Here is a 17,423-nt window from a genome sequence, read left to right as displayed (position 1 = left end):
AGGGGAAAACTTGTTGTTCTTGCTCATGGCTCCATTCTCTCAAGAAATGAAGCCTCCTCAAAACCCGGTGTGATTCAGTGAGCCGAAAGCCTTGGCACCCGGGGCTGTCATTGACCTACGTGGGTCATACCCTACTAAACCAGATGCGGCTGCATGCCTCGCATCTCTTTATCGACCGCGGAGCATTCTTGCGCAACCGGAATACCTGTCTACTGGTGCTGTGTCATGATGAAGTTCATGCCTGACTTGCCGAGGTTCTCGCATAAGAATTACTACCGAGCCGATGAGAGATGCTCCTACTGCGGCGAACACGATGAGAAAGCGGGAAAAAAGCAGACGCATGAATGAGCTCGGATAAGCAACGAGCTAACCAAGTTGCACCATTACATTACGAAATTGTCATGGCGACGTCATCTGATCGACATGAACGCCGCGCTAAACTCTTGTACATCAATGTAATATACGCGCCGGCCGCTTATTAACCGCCGCCCCTCATAGTCGTAACGGTCTCTAACTAACCGGGAGTTCAACATGACTTATGTTCGTACCTTTGTATCTATTGCCGTTCTGACCAGCGCAGCCCTGACCGCGTCGGCCTGGGCTGCAACTGGTGATCAAACCGACAGCCTTCAGCTCGCACGTGACACTGTCGCCCAGGTTGCTCAGGCGCAATCGGGCAACCCGCGCACAGGTATGCGCGCGGGCACCACTGCCCCCGACTATGCCAGCCAGATGAAGGCCATGCAGCGGATGCACGATGAAATGCTGGCCGCAAAAACGCCCGAGGAGCGCAGTGCGCTGATGGCCAAGCAGATGAAGCTCATGCAGAGTGGCATGAATATGATGAGTAGCATGGGCGGTATGAGCATGATGGGTAGCGGTATGGGTATGGGCGCAGACGCTGCGACGGGTAAACCGGCAGATATGGCCGCTCGCCAAGCCATGATGGAGCAGCGTATGGACATGATGCAGTCCATGATGCAAATGATGACGGATCGCCTGCAGACGGTTCCGGCGACAAAGTGAGAGATCAGCCATGAATACCTCACCTGATACGGAATCAAACGCACAACAGCCACCTACAGTCATCTACGGTTTTCATTGTGACATCGACGGCCAGGACTTCGCGCACGCCGTCGAGCGTGTCATCGCAGCGTTAAAGGTCGAAGGCTTCGGGGTGCTGACGCAGATCGACGTTCAGGCCACGATGAAGGCCAAGCTCGGCATCGACGGACGACCGTACCTTATCCTCGGTGCGTGCAATCCGCCGCTGGCCCACAGCGCACTGAACGCTGAACCCGACATCGGCCTGCTGCTGCCCTGCAACGTCGTTGTTCGTGAAGAGGCTGACGGCCGCCTGGTCGTTGCCTTTATGGACCCCGTCGCGGTGCTGAAAATGACTTCGAACCCAGAAGTCGGGCGCATTGCCCAGGAGGTGCGCAGTCGACTTGAACGAGTGAAATCCGCGCTAGCCAGCGGCGCGGCCCAGGCGGCCAATGGCTGAGGGATTCGCACATTTGGCGCAATTGTGTTCTATGACTGGCGGCGTGCGAGCGAACGGCGCAGACGCCCGTGCGAGTCGCCTCACGAACTGCGACAGCGCCATTTGTACCAAGCGACTAGATCACGAACATCCTGATCCTACGACGCGGTTTGATCCGCTCAAAGCGACATGTATACGATATTAAAAAACCTGTTTCTTATCGTCAGTTACCTTTTGGTAGGTGCTGCGGCTGCATCAGAGGTCAGGCAAACCTCTATCGTTGATGACCCGGTTCATGTACTCGGTCAACACTCGCATAAAGCGAATTCTCGGTTGGGAAATCTGCAGAAGATATTTTTTGACACGCCGCTGAGCGAACGCACACGTATCAGCTCTGCATTTGGTTATCGACTTCATCCCGTCTTGGGCAAGTGGGCGGGTCATCAAGGACTTGATTACCCTGCCCCGAAAGGCACACCCATCCGTGCTACGGCTCGGGGAAAGATATCCTTTATCGGCATCCAAAACGGATATGGAAAAGTAATTTTTATAAAGCATGACAATATGTACTCCACGGTCTACGCCCACCAGAGTCGTTTCAAAAATAGCCTGAAGAAGGGTGCAAACATCGAAAAGGGGCAAATCATTGGGTATGTTGGCTCCACCGGGACGTCCAGTGGCTCTCACCTGCACTATGAGCTGCGTGTCAACAATCGACCGGTAGATCCTATTGACGAAAAGCGACGGCTAGCCAGCTATACCAAAAATGAACCTGCAGTTTTACCACCAGAACAACGGTAGCTCCACGCTACATTGACCATACAACAAAGTCAGCAAGGACAATTCTAATGACGATAGCCGCAAAAAGAGCAGTCGCGATCATTGGTGTGTTTGGCATTTTGGCACTCGGCACCGGCTTGTTCATGTATGGGTCGTCGACGAGTTCAAAGCCGGCTTATATTGACCCGTCGGATCAGGCGCTCGTGACCCTTGGACGGCAAATCTACGCCAATAATTGTGCTGCGTGCCACGGCGCACAGCTGAAGGGCCAAGCCAACTGGCGGATACGCCAAGCAAACGGGCGCTTGCCCGCGCCACCACACGATAAAACAGGACACACCTGGCACCATCCAGACACTGTATTGATTGACATCATCAAAAATGGCCTGGTGCCCGGTAAAACTGCGCCCCCCGGATATGTGAGTGATATGCCGGCCTACGGCAATTCATTGAGCGACCCGGATATTGCAGCGGTATTGGCTTATATCAAGAGTTCTTGGCCACCCAAAGCACTGATCGCGCAAAAGGAAATTACGTTGCAACCTAGGCAGTAAATGTCTGGCTGGCACGGGATATTGCTCAACGATTGACCAAATACGCCAAAGGACTATGTGGTGCTACCGACCTCTTCACTGGTGATCCTACACAAAAATCAAACGGACCACTAGAGGATTACCGCCGGCATGGGACACCCCAGGACATCTGAAAAGGCACGCAATAGTTCGACTTCAACCGCAGAAACTCTCTGGTCACGCAGGGCGCTGGCGGCACAGGCCTTTAGTAGTTGTAGCTTGGCCAAGGGTTTCAATTCTTCCAGTTTTCCCAGGGAATGATCCAGTCTGGAAAGACTGATTTCATTTTTCATCACTAATTGAAGCCCACTGATTTCCAGCGTTTTTGTCGCGGCACTAAACGCTTCCTCAATGGCAGTCTTATCCTGCTGACCGGCATAGGCCATTACCGAGAGGACCAACTCAATTTCCTGTTTGAGTTGACCAACGTGGGAATAGCGCGCTTTTGTGTGCGCCAGCTTAAAAAATTGTCCATTAAGATGGGTAAACAGAATTTTCTGTAAAGACCACTCCAGCATATCAACTCGGGAATCCATTTCAATCAATGCCACCAGATTGTCTCTGAAGGCTTGGTACTGATCGAGCGACAACTGTTTTAGTGCCGGTATGGCGATATCAATCAGTGGTAGGCGGTATCTAATATCCAGGCCCACCATCGCCGACAGCAGCTTGTGCGTTAACGCCAGGACATCGGCATCGGCATGCGACTGCAAATGCGCCAGTTGCCTGTCACGAACTTGCTGTCCCGGATCCAGTACCATGGAATAAATAACCGCGCGGGCGCCATAAGGTTCACGGGCAGCTTCAATAATAACGGTGGGTAATTCTGCTATCAGTGAACGGGCGTGATCGATTGTTTCCTGCTTCGGGTTACCGATTTGATCAATTGCATTCGAAACATCGGCCATTGCCGCGCCGGTAACCACAGCGGCAATATTTTTGGCGAGTGCTTCGCGCGCCATGGTTTCGCTTTTACTGGCCGCTTCGTCTTCCCGGCACAAGCTGGCTTTGTCAGGCAAATCAGAAGACGAAAACTTACCGTCCCAATGAGGATCAATACGCAGGATGCGTTTCGCCAGCGGCGGGTGTGTGGCCGACATGGCCTGCATGAACCCCGAAACACCCTGGGCGAAAAAAGCATGACTGACTTCAGGGGCACCAGGGTTTTCTACCTTGGATCCAAACTCGAGTCCGCCGATTCGCTTTAACGCACCCGCAATCCCGTCCGGGTTGCGGGTAAACTGAACCGCCGAGGCATCCGCCAGGTATTCCCGTTGGCGACTCACCGCAGCCTTGATCAGGCCACCAAAAAAGGTGCCGGCAAAGCCGATGACCATCAGCCCAATAGCCAGTGCCTGTATCCCGCCTGCCCCTTTTTCGCTACTACGACTGCGCCGCGAATAAGACGTGGAATATAATAAATAGTAGCCAATAATACCGAGGATCAGGATGCCGTTCAGTACGCCAATCAAACGGATGTTGAGCCGCATATCGCCATTAAAAATATGGCTGAACTCATGAGCAATGACACCTTGCAGCTGATCACGGCTTAGATGATCAATCGCCCCCTGGGTCACCCCGATGACGGCGTCGCGTGGCGAGAAGCCAGCGGCAAAGGCATTAATACCCGGTTCATCGGCGAGCAGATAAACGGGCGGTGCTGGCGTGCCACAAGCGATGGCCATTTCCTCCACCACGTTCAACAATTTGCGTTGCGTCAAGTCATTGGTGTTTTGTGGAATTAATTGCCCGCCCAGCGATTCAGCAACCACCTTGCCACCCCCCGACAGAGCGATGATCTTGTACAGACTACCTGCCAGCACGACCACACCGACACCGGCGCTGATTGCGGCAAATGTCCGCCAATCCATTTGCTGGAGCAGTGTCCCGCTGTCTTGCAATTGCTGGCTGTTGATATAGCCGAACACCACCATGACCAAGAGATTGGCCATAATAATCAATGTGACTACGGCCAGACCAAACAGCAAGATCAGCCGAAACGTGTTTTTGTGCACACGGTCTTGTGATTCAAAGAAATTCATTTCGACCTTCGGAATAAGTCGCAGTAATTAGAATGAGACTTTTGGTGCCGCCTGTATGGCCGCCGTATCTTCAAACTCCAGCAGGGTCGCATCCTGTGCATGGCCAAAGCGCCCGGCAAAGAAGACCGGAGGAAACGTCTGCTTATAGGTGTTGTAGGCCATCACCTGGTCATTAAAGGCCTGCCGAGCGAATGACACTTTATTCTCGGTGGAGACCAGTTCTTCACTGAGTTGCATCATGTTTTGATTGGCCTTGAGATCCGGATAGGCCTCCATCACCATATTAAAATTCATCATGGCGCCGGCCAGTTTGCCTTCTGCGCCACTCAGGCCCTTTATCGCCAGGGCATTGCCCGGATCAGCTGCCGCCGTTGACAACATATTGTTTGCCGTATTGCGTGCCTCAACCACGGCCTCCAGGGTTTCACGCTCATGCTTGATATAACCCTTCGCGGTCTCGATAAGATTGGGTATCAGGTCATAACGCCGCTTTAATTGCACCTCGATTTGTGCAAAGGCGTTCTGGTAGCGATTTTTCAGCGTAACCAGCTTATTGAATATCGCGATCACATAAAAAGCGATCAGTGCAATAGCAACCAGAATAACGATCAATGTAGTATCCATAATTTTTACCTTATTTTCAATTTTGAGCATCCTTGGATGCTATGTACGCGTCGTCTCGTCGCGCTTACCGTTCACTAGCATCTGATCTCGATTGTGCGGATAAGGTACGTGCTGCCTTCGAGATGGCCTCAATTGGTAGTGTCATCTCGAAGGTGATTAGATCCGCCGATGATAATGCGTCAATTGATCCGCCATGCGCCTCAACGATGGATTTGACGATTGCCAGGCCAAGACCCGCGCCGTCCTCGCCGCGCTGCCTGGATGCATCAGGCCGATAGAATCGGTCAAAAAGATGAGGTAAATGTTCGGGCGATATCGTCGATGCCGGGTTGTCCACCCGCAGCATCCCTTTGTTGCCGGCCAAGCTCACCGAGACCCTGACAGCACCGCCTTTTGGAGTGTGGCGGATCGCGTTAGACAGCAGATTGCTCAAGGCACGGCGAATCATCAGGCGGTCACCTTGCACACACACGTCCGATCCATCCAAGGCGAGCGCCACGGCGCGTTCCTCGGCCCATGCCTCAAAGTAGTCGAACAGACTCAGTACTTCGGTAGCAAGGTCAACGTCGACTATTTCGGGTTTAAGCAATTTATTATCTGCTTGCGCCAAGAACAGCATGTCACTCACCATTTTTGCCATACGCTCGTACTCCTCCAGATTGGAATACAGAACTTCGCGATACTGTTCGATGCTGCGCGCCTGAGACAGAGCAACTTCTGTTTGTGTCATTAAATTAGTGATCGGAGTACGCAGTTCATGAGCAATATCTGCCGAAAAATTGGAGAGCCTGCGGAAGACGCCTTCGATGCGATCGAGCATGTCATTGAACGACACGGCCAGCTCCGTCAGTTCGACGGGCACGGCCTCGGGTGCGAGCCGAATATGCAATTGATCGGATTTGATGCGCCTCATTTCCCGACTGATACGCCGGATCGGCGCGTGACCTTGGTACACTGCGAACCAAATGGCCAAAATAGCAATAAGACAGGCGGCGAGCGTGATCAGCCTTAGATAATCGCGAAAGCTCTCAAGATAGTGCAGATGAAAATCGATGCCCGTCGCAACGACAACAGTCCAGGGCGTGTTGTCGGGGGCACCGTGCGGCATGAGCTGTGCTACAGCTCCTCGATAGGTCCGGCCCTTGTCCTGCCATATTTTCACCGAACCGATATCAACCTTATTCCCCGACGATGGCAGGCGGGAAAATCCGTCTAAGTCCGACTCAGGCGTTGCATAGATCACTGCACCGCTCCCATCCGATATTCTGTACTCTGCATCATGATGTCCCGAAACGGCAGCGGCCAATCGACGCCGAAGCGCTGCAGGCCCCTCGTCTACCGGATACGATGACAACGATTGCTGCAAGGCTTGAACGACGGCATTGAGTTCGTCGACATCTTGTTGGACAAAATGATCATTGATGGACCGCTCAACTGTCCAGCCAAATATGAGCAAGACCACCGTAATGACCGCTCCAATGGAGACGGTCAAGCGCAGCACGAGAGAGGCGGGACGGTGTGCCACGGTTTAGATAATGTCGCTGCTGACGTCAAGCATATAGCCCATCCCTCGCACGGTGTGAATGAGCTTGGGCTCAAAGGCCTCATCGATCTTGGCGCGCAAGCGGCGAATCGCGACATCGATCACATTGGTATCGCTGTCAAAATTCATATCCCATACCTGGGACGCGATCAGGGAGCGCGGCAAGACCTCACCCTGACGCCGTACCAAAAGCTCCAAAAGTGCGAACTCCTTGTTCGTCAGATTGATACGCACTTCCTTGCGTCTTGCCTGCCTGCGCGGGATATCCAGCACGAGGTCAGCCACTTGCAACTGATCATTGAAAACTGGCGTGGTGCCCCGACGCAGTAACGTGCGTACTCGCGCAAGCAGCTCTGAAAACGCAAAGGGTTTGATCAGATAGTCGTCGGCACCGAGCTCCAGGCCTTTGACACGATCCTCCACACTATCACGCGCTGTCAAAAAAAGCACTGGAGTCGAGGACTTTGCCTCGCGCAAGGCTTGGAGGATACGCCAACCATCGACGTCTGGGAGCATGACATCGAGAACGATCAAGTCATAGAGCTCTGTCAGGGCAAGGTGGCGCCCGTCCAGGCCCGTCCGGGCGAGATCGACCACAAAGCCAGATTCCATCAGGCCCTGGCACACGTAGTCGCCGGTTTTTATCTCATCTTCGACAATGAGCAGTTTCATGTAATCGCTCCTGTGACGCTCTTCTGTGCTGCGCCCGACTCAAAGGCACAGCGCCCTAACCAGAAATCGTCAGGACTCACGTAAGACTCTACTCACGCACGCCTGACGGCACGATGACGAAGGGATTACAAAATTGTAATGTGCGTTTTCAATAAAAAGCGCCTATCCTCGAACTCGAAGCGCATAAAGTCATGCATAAGAGGCGAGAAAATGAGTATACGAACTTTAACCTTGGCTGTCTCGGTTATCACCTTCTTGACCACTGCAAGCCCTGCAATCCTGGCAGCCGAGCCTGCTCAGCAAGGTCAAACCATCACACAAGCGTTCCAGCAGGCCATTGCAAACGCTCCGGGTAAATCACTGACCGGAGTCATTGTGGACTACGCGCCAGGCGTCAAATCCCCACCACATCGCCACGGCGCTGCATTCGTTCTCGCCTACGTCCTGTCAGGCGCAATTCGCAGCCAGGTCAACGATGGCAAGGAGACGGTCTTTCGTGCTGGCGAGAGCTGGTCTGAGAAGCCGGGTGATCACCATGTCGTTAGTGAAAACGCAAGCGAAACTGAACCTGCAAAAATGCTGGCCATCTTCGTTGCAGATAGCAATGACCATGACCTCGTCATCTGGGATACACCCAAGGGTCAATAACAAATTTTGGAATTAACATGATATCTGCCCGAGCATTGGCATTATTTGTCGCTTTGGTCTCAGGATCGACCTTATTCGTGTCGCCCAGCCTGGGCGCCACCGGGACCATCGCTGCCTCACAGAAGGAAGGCGTGACACTCAAGGTCAAAAATCCGAACGAACTTGTTTTCAGCGCAGCGCCTGGACCTGAGGTCGACCATCTTCACGTCTACGTAGATGGTGAGCTGGTTGGACAAACACGCCAGCTCAAGGGCGGCTTCACGCTTGGTAATATGGATCTGTCACCAGGAAAGCATGCCGTCTGCATCAAGGTGGCCAACAGAGCTCATGTCTCTACTGGCGCCGAGGATTGCGTCAACATTAACGTTGGATAGGCGCTTTGAACTGGCAAAACCTTGTATATGCGCTGACCCAGGTTGTCCACAACTTCGGAGCAGTAATCGTGGTTGCTGGGCCGCTGTATTGCCTGATCACCGGCCGACCCAAACATGAGCGCGGCATGCTGTGGTTGACCTTCTCGGGGTGGGTGGCACAGATCGTCAGTGGTACTTTGTTTGGGCTGGTGAGCCTTTACTTTTACAGCCAGCTGCCTGATATTCATGGTATTGCCATCGTGGCGCTAATCGTCAAGATCGTGTGCGCGATTACGGCGCTCGTGCTTACCGCCCTATCGCTGCGGGCGCGTGACCTGTACGCAGACCGACGCGCCACCATCACATGGCAGATACTCGCTGCACTGGCTATTGTCGCACTGACCGCCGCCGCTTTTTTGCGGTGGTATTCATGAGCTATCGATACACAGGCGGCGTATCTAGGTGATGCAAGACCTATCCAGCCCTACCCCACCCTTGACGCCTTAAGAGGAAAATGACGGCTAGCGGAAGCACCAGCCATTGTCCAAGTGGCGCTAATCCGGTGCCAAGGACGGGCAGAACAGGCATCGAGTCCGCATAGGTCCGCGTTGAAGCGGTCCGGTTGCTATGGCTTCAAACACAATAGTCATCATTATCCCCGGCAAAAGGAACCACATAAGTGATCGCACCGAAGGGTGAAGAAACCATCCCCTGCTCTTTTGCAAGAGCGCAACAAACCAAAAAGCGATGACCATCATTACCGCATCGCCCATAGATGCCTGGATGCAGGCAAGATTGATCTGCGCCAAAGATGCATCCGGAGGATAGGAAAAAAGCGGCATCTGCAGCATTTCCCAGACAAAATTGATGAGAAATGCAAAGATGAGGAGGTCGACTTCCACCCACTTTGAGAGCTTCATTTTAGTCGCGGGAAAATTCCTTACCAGAAAAATCAACGGTGATCAGATTGCCGTTAAGTTCGCCCATTCCTGGCGCATTCAGCGGCATGCCGGGCGCCGAAATGCCCTTTACGGAGGAATCGGCCAAGAGTTTGCGCACGACATTGGCGGGCACATGCCCCTCGATTATCTGTCCTGTGCCGCCTACCACGCCGGTATGACACGAGCTCAGCTTCATTGGCACGCCTAACTTTTGCTTGACTGAAACCATGTCAGCGGTCTTTATGGCCTTTACTTCAAAACCCGCATCCCGCATATGCTCGACCCAGCCCGAGCAGCAGCCACAGTTGGGGTCCTGATATACAGTGATAGCCTTGTCGGCGGCATGCGCAAAAGATGAAGTGGCCACCAGGGCGACCGCTACTAGCCATAATTTCATGAGACATACTCCAAAGAGAACGTAATATTTTAACCTCTGATTGCTCAGCTATTAGATAGCTTTGCTGCGGTCTTGTGAACCTTCGTTGCCATCTACCCGATAATGTGAAGAAGTGATGATGCGCCTACTGTAACTGCCGACGACTGTCAGGCAGATTGCACACGCATTACATCTCTGTCATCTCTGTAATTCATTACAAACATGTAATGAAGATGTAATCGAATTGACAGCAAGAGGACACTACACTGCATCACCTATCGCTTATTCATATTCCGCCCAAGGAGTTCGAGTCGGGAAGCCATTGCTTGGCTACTCAGCAATACTTTATGTGAACATGACACGATTAATTGCCACCCTTCTCTTACTGGTCTCGTCGTGGGCGTATGGTGCCAGCCACGAACTGCCTCGTGACGTTTCGCCTGGCTATAGTAGTACACAAACGCAGGCCCCCATCTCCTCAAAAGGCCTTTTCAAATCGATAACAGGTTTTTTTGGTGATTCGCCCTCGGAACCAGATCTGTTGCCGCCCGAGAAGGCATTTCAGATTTCGGTCATAGCGCGAGATTTCAACACCCTAGTCGCCACGCTGACTCCCGCCAAGGGCTACTACTTATACCGTAGCCGTATAGCGTTCAGCCTCCCGGATTCTTCGGACATGACGATTGCCAGCACATCGTTACCCTCCGGCAAGCTTAAGGACGATCCGACTTTCGGAGAAGAAGAGGTTTACTACGAACCGATAGAAGCCGTTATTTCGCTCAACCGACCGACTGATGGTGCACCCCAACAATCCTTGACCTTGTTCGCGTCCTATCAGGGTTGTAATGACCCGTCAGGCGTTTGTTATCCGCCCATAGAGAAGACGCTCACGGTGCCACTGGTCCAAGCGAATGTCCCCGCTACTTCAACTCGCACGGCTCCCACGGCGCAAGCTGCTCCGCCTGATATTCGTGAACTGCAATCCAGCACCAACCTATCAGAGACCAGCATAATCGGTAATTTGTTCGCACAAGGCAATATGTGGGCATTAGTTGCCGCATTTTTTGGCTTTGGCTTAATTTTGGCCTTTACCCCGTGCATGCTTCCCATGATCCCAATTTTGTCGGGGATTATCGTCGGGCAGGGTCGGCACACCACGCGACGCCATGCCTTTGGCCTCTCGTTGGTCTATGTGCTTGCCATGGCCATGACATACACGCTAGCGGGCGTCGCGGCCGGACTTGCCGGTACGATGTTGTCGGCCTATCTGCAAAACCCGTGGGTCCTGGGCGGCTTCGCGATAGTCTTTGTATTACTCGCGCTATCCATGTTCGGTTTTTACCAGTTGCAGATGCCCGCTGCGATCCAAAGCCGTTTGACCTACGCAGCCAACCGCTCACCCGGCGGCAAGCTGTTCGGCGTCTTTTTGATGGGCGTGCTGTCTGCCGTGATTGTGGGTCCTTGCGTGGCTGCGCCCCTGGCAGGCGCTCTACTCTACATTGGGCAAACAGGTGACGCTGTGGTCGGCGGTATGGCGCTTTTCTCGCTCTCGATCGGCATGGGTGTACCGCTCATGATCTTTGGCACGAGCGCCGGTGTTTTGCTGCCAAAAGCCGGCCCATGGATGAAATCAGTCCAGTACTTCTTTGGCGTGACCATGTTGGCCGTAGCCATTTACCTCATCTCCCCGGTGATTCCCGCCGTGGTGCATCTACTCTTATGGGCAATTTTGCTCATCATATCGGCGATGTATCTAAAGGCCTTGGATCCCTTGCCTGCGGGCTCGGCAGGATATACGCGTTTCGGAAAAGGTGTCGGGATCATTGCCTTGGCACTTGGCCTTGCGCTACTCGTTGGGGGTCTTTCAGGCAGCCGAGATGTTCTGCAGCCCTTAGCTGCCCTCAGGAGCGTAAATACCACCACGTCAGTAGGCGGCGGTACGACTGAAATTACATTTAGGCCTATCAAGAGCCTGGCCGACCTGGAGTCACAATTGCAGGCGGCGGACGGCCGTTACGTGATGCTCGATTTTTGGGCGGAATGGTGTATATCGTGTAAGGAAATGGACCGTTTCACCTTTACCGACCCAATAGTCAAAAATCGCTTGCAAAATGTGATCCTCCTGAAAGCCGATGTGACGGCAAACAACACAGATGATCAAGCGTTACTTAAGCGCTTCGCACTTTTTGGGCCTCCCGGGATCATTTTCTTTGATAAGAAAGGCAAGCAAATCGATTTTCAAATCATCGGCTTTCAATCGCCAAAACAATTCCTAAAGTCGTTGGACTCGGCTATCCCTTCATATTGATTACGAAACTGTAAGCTTGGGCGACGAAAGCGAGCGCGAAAACAGCGATCGACAAGATAGTCATCCAGGCGATCTGCTTGCGTGAAACCTTGACGTGGTCCGCATGGCCTTCATTTGACGAGGCGAGCACTGGTGGGGGCGTGGGATGTGACGGAACGCCTGCGTCGTGTGCGGCCACGGGATGACGCACTGTCATCATCCCGTGTTTGAGTCCCTTGGCGACTAGCCACCAATTGATTGGATAGGCGGTGAGGAAGCCGGAAAGCAGCGCCATGCTCATGACAAACCAGAATTCCGGCGTCAACGGGCTGAATCTTCCACCGATCGCGATCCGCCCCAACGATGCAACCAACATCATCCCCGTCATGACCAGATTCATCGAAAGGAACTCAGGCAAGAAGGTGGTTGCAAGCGCGCGTCGATAAGAGCCACCGGCCGTATCGCGCATGAATAGCGCCTGAAAGATCGTCCAGCCGAACCCGAACCCCAGCCCGTACTCAAGCGCAATTTCGAGAGGGCGATTCAGGGTCAAATACGAAGCAACCACCGCGCCGGCAAGTATTCCGACGCCATCGCCCGCGACGCAATGCATCGTGGAGCCGAGTACTTGGCGCCAGCGCGTAGCAATATAGCGCTCATGGAGACCGGGTAACGGTTCCCGGCATCCCAGGACGTAAAGGAATGCCCCAATCGGCCCGGTGTAGGCAGTCAGAAGAACAAACCCCCATTTCATTACTGGCGGTACCGGCGCTTTGCGTATGTCGATCGCGACAAAGCCGAGCGCCATCGCCGTCAATACAAACCAAAGGAGCATCACTCCGTTTAACATCGCGTTCCTTCCCGTTACTGCGCTCGAAGCGGTGCTGCGACCTGGCGAGACCTAATTTCATCCCGCAGACTGGATCGATTTCCGGCATTATGATAATAAATTCCATGACCGGCCTCTGCGTCAGAACCAGAATCTACCTAGGCGGACCAGAGGCGAGCCAGCCCCAACGGCCAGGTATTGGCGTTAGGCGGCGGTCGAGACCGAGACGCAGGCCCGACTGCGAAAGGAACAATCCAACGAACATAAGAATGTAGATGATTGAGCCACCAATGTCGGTCGACCCAGCCTTGTAGGGACCACCGAAGCCCTCGGCGGTGGACCAGATGACGAACGCGAGCATAACGCCACCCAGATTGGCGATATTGCTGAACACGCCGAGGATGAGTGCGACTGCGAGCGCCGTTTCAGCCCCCGTGACGATGAGCGCGAAGACGTGCGGATTGACTTTCACAATATCGATCCACAAGCCAATCCAGTCCTTCACCAACGTGGGTTGCCCGTCAAGCGCACCTGTCAAATAACTAATGAAGCCCTTTTGGAAGGCCGGTTGCCACTTGAACGCGGCGTCAATTGCCCAGACAATTCCGAAGGCGATACGTCACATACCGATGCCCCGCCCGCGCCACGACTCGACTGTCTGATTCATGATGAATTCTCCTGGAAGCCCTGAGCAGTTTGCACTGCGCACGTGTCGACTTGCGACTGACGAATCATGCTATGAAATTGCCGTGAACTCGTCTGTTCGGTTGCGCACATAAAGCTTTTCTTGCCGTACATGTCTGAGCTTCCCGGTAATCCACTCTTCGGTGTTTGGCGATGATGTGGTTGTTGACTCCGGGCGCGTTTTTCAGGTGGATGCCTGCTGCAAACTGACGTGACGGCAAACAATGCAGATGATCAAGCGCTTCGCGCTTTTTCGGCCCTTCTGGTAACTATTGAATTGTAATGTGGCGCTAGCGCGTGGCGCAGTATGCACGATGCCATGAGTACTTCCATATCGATAAAGTCGATCAATATCGCCACATTACAAAATTGTAATTACCGTGTCATCGACCCGTCAGGGGTAGATCGATAAAGTGTTCGATATGCAGCGCTGCTGCTGTCGTTCAATGACATCCTTTTTAATGTATACAACCGTTTCGAATCGGAGATCCGACAATGCTTAAAATACGCCCTCTTTTTGTTTCAATTGCCCTCGCCTTGGCCGCCGGCGCACTTCAAGCCGCCACGCTACCGAATGGCGTTGTGTACAGCGCCAATGAAGGCGATGGCTCGGTTAGTGAGATCACCTTGCGCACCGGTGCTGTACGCACCGCGAAGGTATCTGTCATTCCGCATAATGTCCAGATCTCCCCTGATGGTAAGACCGTTCTTGCCGTTGGCATGCCAGCGATGACCGGTATGGCCGGGCACGGTATGGGCAATAACCAAGCCGATAAAAAGACCGACGCGCACGCCAGTTCTGAAAACGGTAACGGCGCCAAATTACTATTAATCGATGCTAGCCAGATCGACAAGACATTAGCGACGCTGCCCTCGGGGGGCCACCCTGCTCATGTTGTCACGAGCGAAAAGGGTGATCGCGCCTATATCACCAACTCGGAGGCCAATCAGGTCTCGGTCGTTGACATTCAGCAAAAGAAAATCATCGCCGAAATTCCCACTGGAGATTTTCCTCACGGCCTGCGTCTGAGCCCAAACGGCCAAGAACTGTATATCGCAAACGCCATCGATAACAGTGTGTCCGTTATAAATACCCAAAGCCTCAAAGAATCTGCACGCATCCCTGTTGGCAAAGCCCCGGTTCAAGTTGCCTTTACGCCTGATGGCGCACAGGTCTATGTATCGCTGCGCGATGAAAATAGTGTGGCGATCATCGACACCGCCACCAGACAGATGGTCAAGCGAATAAAGGTTGGACGCAATCCTATCCAGCTATACACAACCGCAGATGGCAGCAAAGTTTATGTCGCCAATCAGGGCAGCGAGAGCGAGCCCGACAACACGGTCTCTGTCATTAATGTAAAAAACCAAAGCGTTCAGGACACGGTGATCACGGGCATGGGCGCCCATGGGGTAGTCGCCAGCAGTGATGGTGACTTTGTCTTTGTCACAAACAATAAGGATGACACGGTCAGCGCGATAGACACCAGCACACAAGAAGTCGTCGCAACATATCGGGTGGGGCCCAACCCTAACGGCATTACCTATCGGTCCATTCCGTAAGCCCAATTCCCAGCCCCCTCACACGGAGACCCGAACATGCGGATACTGAAGGCCATTTTTGCGGCGATACTGGCCCTGAGCCTTGCCGGCTGCGGCTACAACACATTCCAGAGCACAGACGAGCAAGTCAAGGCGAGTTGGTCAGAAGTGGTCAATCAGTACCAACGCCGCGCGGACCTGGTCCCTAACCTGGTTAACACGGTCAAGGGTGAGGCGAGCTTCGAGCAGGACACATTGACCCAAGTGATTGAGGCGCGCTCAAAGGCCACCTCGATTCAGGCCACTGCCGAGTTGGTCAACAACCCCGAAGCCTTCCAGAAGTTCCAACAAGCACAGGGCCAACTGACGGGTGCGCTGTCGCGGCTCATGGCTGTCTCGGAGAGCTATCCGAACCTACGGACCAATCAAGGGTTTCGCGACCTGTCGGCGCAGTTGGAAGGCACCGAGAACCGCATCACGGTGGCGCGCAATCGCTATATCAAGTCTGTACAGGACTACAACGTGACGGTACGAACCTTTCCTTCCAATCTGACTGCAATGTTGTTTGGCTACAAGGAAAAGCCCAACTTCACTGTCGATAATGAGAAGGAAATATCAAAACCACCCAGCGTCAGCTTTGAGAAGCCCGCTGGGGGCGCGATACCGGCAGCGTCCGGGGCGGCGCGTTGACTATTGGCGAGACGGCAGGCCGGGTTGTCGGCGCCCTGCTGCTGGCCGGTTCGCTCGTCTGGAGCGCGCTTGCCATAGCGCAGGTGCCCGTGCCACCACTGACGGGGCACGTTACCGACCAGACCGGGACGCTCAACGCGCAGCAGACGTCCACGCTAGAGCAATCACTGACCGAGTTCGAAGCGAGGAAAGGCTCGCAACTCGCAGTACTGATCGTCGCTTCGACGGCGCCCGAGGAGATCGAGCAGTTCTCGTTACGCGTTGCCGAGCAATGGAAGCTCGGACGCAAAAAGGTTGACGACGGCGCCATTCTCGTGGTCGCCAAAGACGACCGCGCGGTGCGCATCGAGGTCGGCTACGGCCTGGAAGGTGCACTCACGGATATCACAGCCAAGCGCATTATCAGCGAGCTCATCCTGCCACGATTCAGGCAGCAGGACTTCTACGGCGGCATCACCGCCGGGGTTGGGCAGATTATCCGTATCGTCAACGCAGAGGCCTTGCCAGAGCCAAAGGGCAAGGGCCCTACTGCCCAGGATGATATCCAGCGCTATGGCCCGGTTTTGTTCATCGTCGCCCTCGCCCTTGGTGGTGCGCTGCGCTCGGCGATAGGTAAAGTATCGGGCGCCGTCGTCACGGGCGGTGCGGTTGGCATCGTGGCATGGCTCATGGCCGGTACACTATCGATCGCACTTTTTTCTGCCATTGCTGCGCTGCTGTTCACCTTGATGGGTGGCGGGCGGGCCCTGCATGGGTTGAGCGGCCTATACCGCGGCGGCCGTGGTCATCGTGGCAGCGGCTTTGGCGGCGGCGGTGGTGGCTTCGGTGGCGGTGGCGCGTCGGGCAGGTGGTGACTATGAAGATCCCGCGCATCGTGCGTCACCTGCTAACAACCGACTGGTATGTCCGACGGTGCTTCCCCCGCAGTGCACTGGCGGCGATCGAGCGGATAATCAACGATAGTGAGACCGAACACGACGGAGAGATCCGCATTGCGATCGAGGGTTCGCTGGAGTTTCGCACGCTGTTGCACGCACAGTCGGCCCGCGAACGGGCGATCGAGCTGTTCTCACAGCTTCGGGTGTGGGACACCCAGCACAATAATGGCCTGCTGATCTACCTGCTGCTCGCCGATCACGCTGTAGAGATCGTGGCGGACCGGGGCATTCACGAAAAGGTCAGCCAGGGCGAGTGGAATGCGGTGTGCCGTCAGATGGAATCAGCCTTCAAACGATCCGACTTCGAAAGTGGAGTGGTGGACGGTATCCGGATGGTGACACAACACTTGGTAACGCACTTTCCGGCCAGCAGCAGACAAGGTGCAAACGAGTTGCCCGATGAACCGGCAGTACTGTGA

General features: G+C 54.1%; 20 protein-coding genes. 12 read left to right on the top strand and 8 right to left on the bottom strand.

The features are described from left to right. Window positions 1-531: 531 nt before the first annotated feature. From ABS758_RS14415 to ABS758_RS14400, 4 genes are all read left to right on the top strand, one after another. Window positions 532-1,026, top strand: a complete 495-nt coding sequence (locus tag ABS758_RS14415; protein WP_350383960.1) for a hypothetical protein — start codon at window positions 532-534, stop codon at window positions 1,024-1,026. Window positions 1,027-1,036: 10 nt separating this feature from the next. After that, entirely contained in the window at window positions 1,037-1,504 is a 468-nt protein-coding gene (locus ABS758_RS14410) for a DUF302 domain-containing protein (protein ID WP_350383961.1), read from the top strand. 168 nt (window positions 1,505-1,672) lie between these two features. Next, window positions 1,673-2,284, top strand: a complete 612-nt coding sequence (locus tag ABS758_RS14405; RefSeq protein ID WP_350383963.1) for a M23 family metallopeptidase — start codon at window positions 1,673-1,675, stop codon at window positions 2,282-2,284. A gap of 47 nt (window positions 2,285-2,331) precedes the next feature. Next, entirely contained in the window at window positions 2,332-2,817 is a 486-nt protein-coding gene (locus ABS758_RS14400; protein ID WP_350383964.1) for a c-type cytochrome, read from the top strand. A gap of 110 nt (window positions 2,818-2,927) precedes the next feature. Here ABS758_RS14400 and ABS758_RS14395 read toward each other — a convergent pair whose 3' ends face one another. The 4 genes from ABS758_RS14395 to ABS758_RS14380 are packed head-to-tail and all read right to left on the bottom strand — an operon-like array spanning window position 2,928 to window position 7,716. Next, a complete protein-coding gene (locus ABS758_RS14395; RefSeq protein WP_350383966.1) occupies window positions 2,928-4,877 on the bottom strand; it encodes a M48 family metallopeptidase in 1,950 nt (649 codons plus the stop codon). A 27-nt stretch (window positions 4,878-4,904) separates the two neighbouring features. After that, window positions 4,905-5,531: a LemA family protein gene (locus ABS758_RS14390; protein ID WP_350383967.1), complete on the bottom strand. Its 627-nt coding sequence runs from the start codon at window positions 5,529-5,531 to the stop codon at window positions 4,905-4,907. Between the two features lie 34 nt (window positions 5,532-5,565). Further along, entirely contained in the window at window positions 5,566-7,026 is a 1,461-nt protein-coding gene (locus ABS758_RS14385) for a Cu(+)/Ag(+) sensor histidine kinase (RefSeq protein ID WP_350383969.1), read from the bottom strand. Between the two features lie 3 nt (window positions 7,027-7,029). Continuing rightward, window positions 7,030-7,716 (bottom strand): heavy metal response regulator transcription factor, encoded by a 687-nt coding sequence (locus ABS758_RS14380; protein WP_350383970.1) that lies wholly within the window; start codon window positions 7,714-7,716, stop codon window positions 7,030-7,032. 210 nt (window positions 7,717-7,926) lie between these two features. On the opposite strand from ABS758_RS14380, the gene ABS758_RS14375 reads away from it, so the two are divergent. The 3 genes from ABS758_RS14375 to ABS758_RS14365 are packed head-to-tail and all read left to right on the top strand — an operon-like array spanning window position 7,927 to window position 9,151. Continuing rightward, window positions 7,927-8,364: a cupin domain-containing protein gene (locus ABS758_RS14375; RefSeq protein ID WP_350383972.1), complete on the top strand. Its 438-nt coding sequence runs from the start codon at window positions 7,927-7,929 to the stop codon at window positions 8,362-8,364. Between the two features lie 17 nt (window positions 8,365-8,381). Beyond that, a complete protein-coding gene (locus ABS758_RS14370) occupies window positions 8,382-8,738 on the top strand; it encodes a hypothetical protein (protein WP_350383974.1) in 357 nt (118 codons plus the stop codon). A gap of 5 nt (window positions 8,739-8,743) precedes the next feature. Then, on the top strand, window positions 8,744-9,151 hold the full coding sequence (locus ABS758_RS14365; RefSeq protein ID WP_350389114.1) for a hypothetical protein: 408 nt from the start codon (window positions 8,744-8,746) through the stop codon (window positions 9,149-9,151). Between the two features lie 120 nt (window positions 9,152-9,271). Here the strand turns inward: ABS758_RS14365 and ABS758_RS14360 are convergent, their stop codons facing one another. After that, entirely contained in the window at window positions 9,272-9,637 is a 366-nt protein-coding gene (locus tag ABS758_RS14360; protein ID WP_350383976.1) for a hypothetical protein, read from the bottom strand. Between the two features lies 1 nt (window position 9,638). After that, entirely contained in the window at window positions 9,639-10,055 is a 417-nt protein-coding gene (locus ABS758_RS14355; RefSeq protein WP_350383977.1) for a DUF411 domain-containing protein, read from the bottom strand. Window positions 10,056-10,389: 334 nt separating this feature from the next. Between ABS758_RS14355 and dsbD the strand changes: the two genes are divergently transcribed. Continuing rightward, the gene (gene dsbD / locus ABS758_RS14350) at window positions 10,390-12,342 is read left to right on the top strand and encodes a protein-disulfide reductase DsbD (RefSeq protein WP_350383978.1); all 1,953 of its coding nucleotides are present in this window, start codon (window positions 10,390-10,392) and stop codon (window positions 12,340-12,342) included. Here the strand turns inward: dsbD and ABS758_RS14345 are convergent. Further along, window positions 12,326-13,171 (bottom strand): DUF4396 domain-containing protein, encoded by an 846-nt coding sequence (locus ABS758_RS14345; RefSeq protein WP_350383979.1) that lies wholly within the window; start codon window positions 13,169-13,171, stop codon window positions 12,326-12,328. The genes dsbD and ABS758_RS14345 overlap by 17 nt on opposite strands. Window positions 13,172-13,304: 133 nt before the next feature. Next, the gene (locus tag ABS758_RS14340; RefSeq protein ID WP_350383981.1) at window positions 13,305-13,637 is read right to left on the bottom strand and encodes a hypothetical protein; all 333 of its coding nucleotides are present in this window, start codon (window positions 13,635-13,637) and stop codon (window positions 13,305-13,307) included. A gap of 692 nt (window positions 13,638-14,329) precedes the next feature. On the opposite strand from ABS758_RS14340, the gene ABS758_RS14335 reads away from it, so the two are divergent. The 4 genes from ABS758_RS14335 to ABS758_RS14320 are packed head-to-tail and all read left to right on the top strand — an operon-like array spanning window position 14,330 to window position 17,423. After that, a complete protein-coding gene (locus ABS758_RS14335) occupies window positions 14,330-15,397 on the top strand; it encodes a YncE family protein (RefSeq protein WP_350383982.1) in 1,068 nt (355 codons plus the stop codon). 36 nt (window positions 15,398-15,433) lie between these two features. Beyond that, window positions 15,434-16,066, top strand: coding sequence for a LemA family protein (locus tag ABS758_RS14330; protein WP_350383983.1), 633 nt, complete (start codon window positions 15,434-15,436; stop codon window positions 16,064-16,066). Beyond that, window positions 16,063-16,920, top strand: coding sequence for a TPM domain-containing protein (locus ABS758_RS14325; protein ID WP_350383984.1), 858 nt, complete (start codon window positions 16,063-16,065; stop codon window positions 16,918-16,920). Before ABS758_RS14330 ends, ABS758_RS14325 begins: the two co-directional genes overlap by 4 nt. Window positions 16,921-16,922: 2 nt before the next feature. After that, window positions 16,923-17,423: a TPM domain-containing protein gene (locus tag ABS758_RS14320; RefSeq protein ID WP_350383986.1), complete on the top strand. Its 501-nt coding sequence runs from the start codon at window positions 16,923-16,925 to the stop codon at window positions 17,421-17,423.

The organism is Castellaniella sp. FW104-7C03, from assembly GCF_040276085.1.
GTDB lineage: Bacteria > Pseudomonadota > Gammaproteobacteria > Burkholderiales > Burkholderiaceae_B > Castellaniella.
Note: the sequence above shows the minus strand (reverse complement) of the source record. Positions and strands in the feature narration are given on the sequence as shown.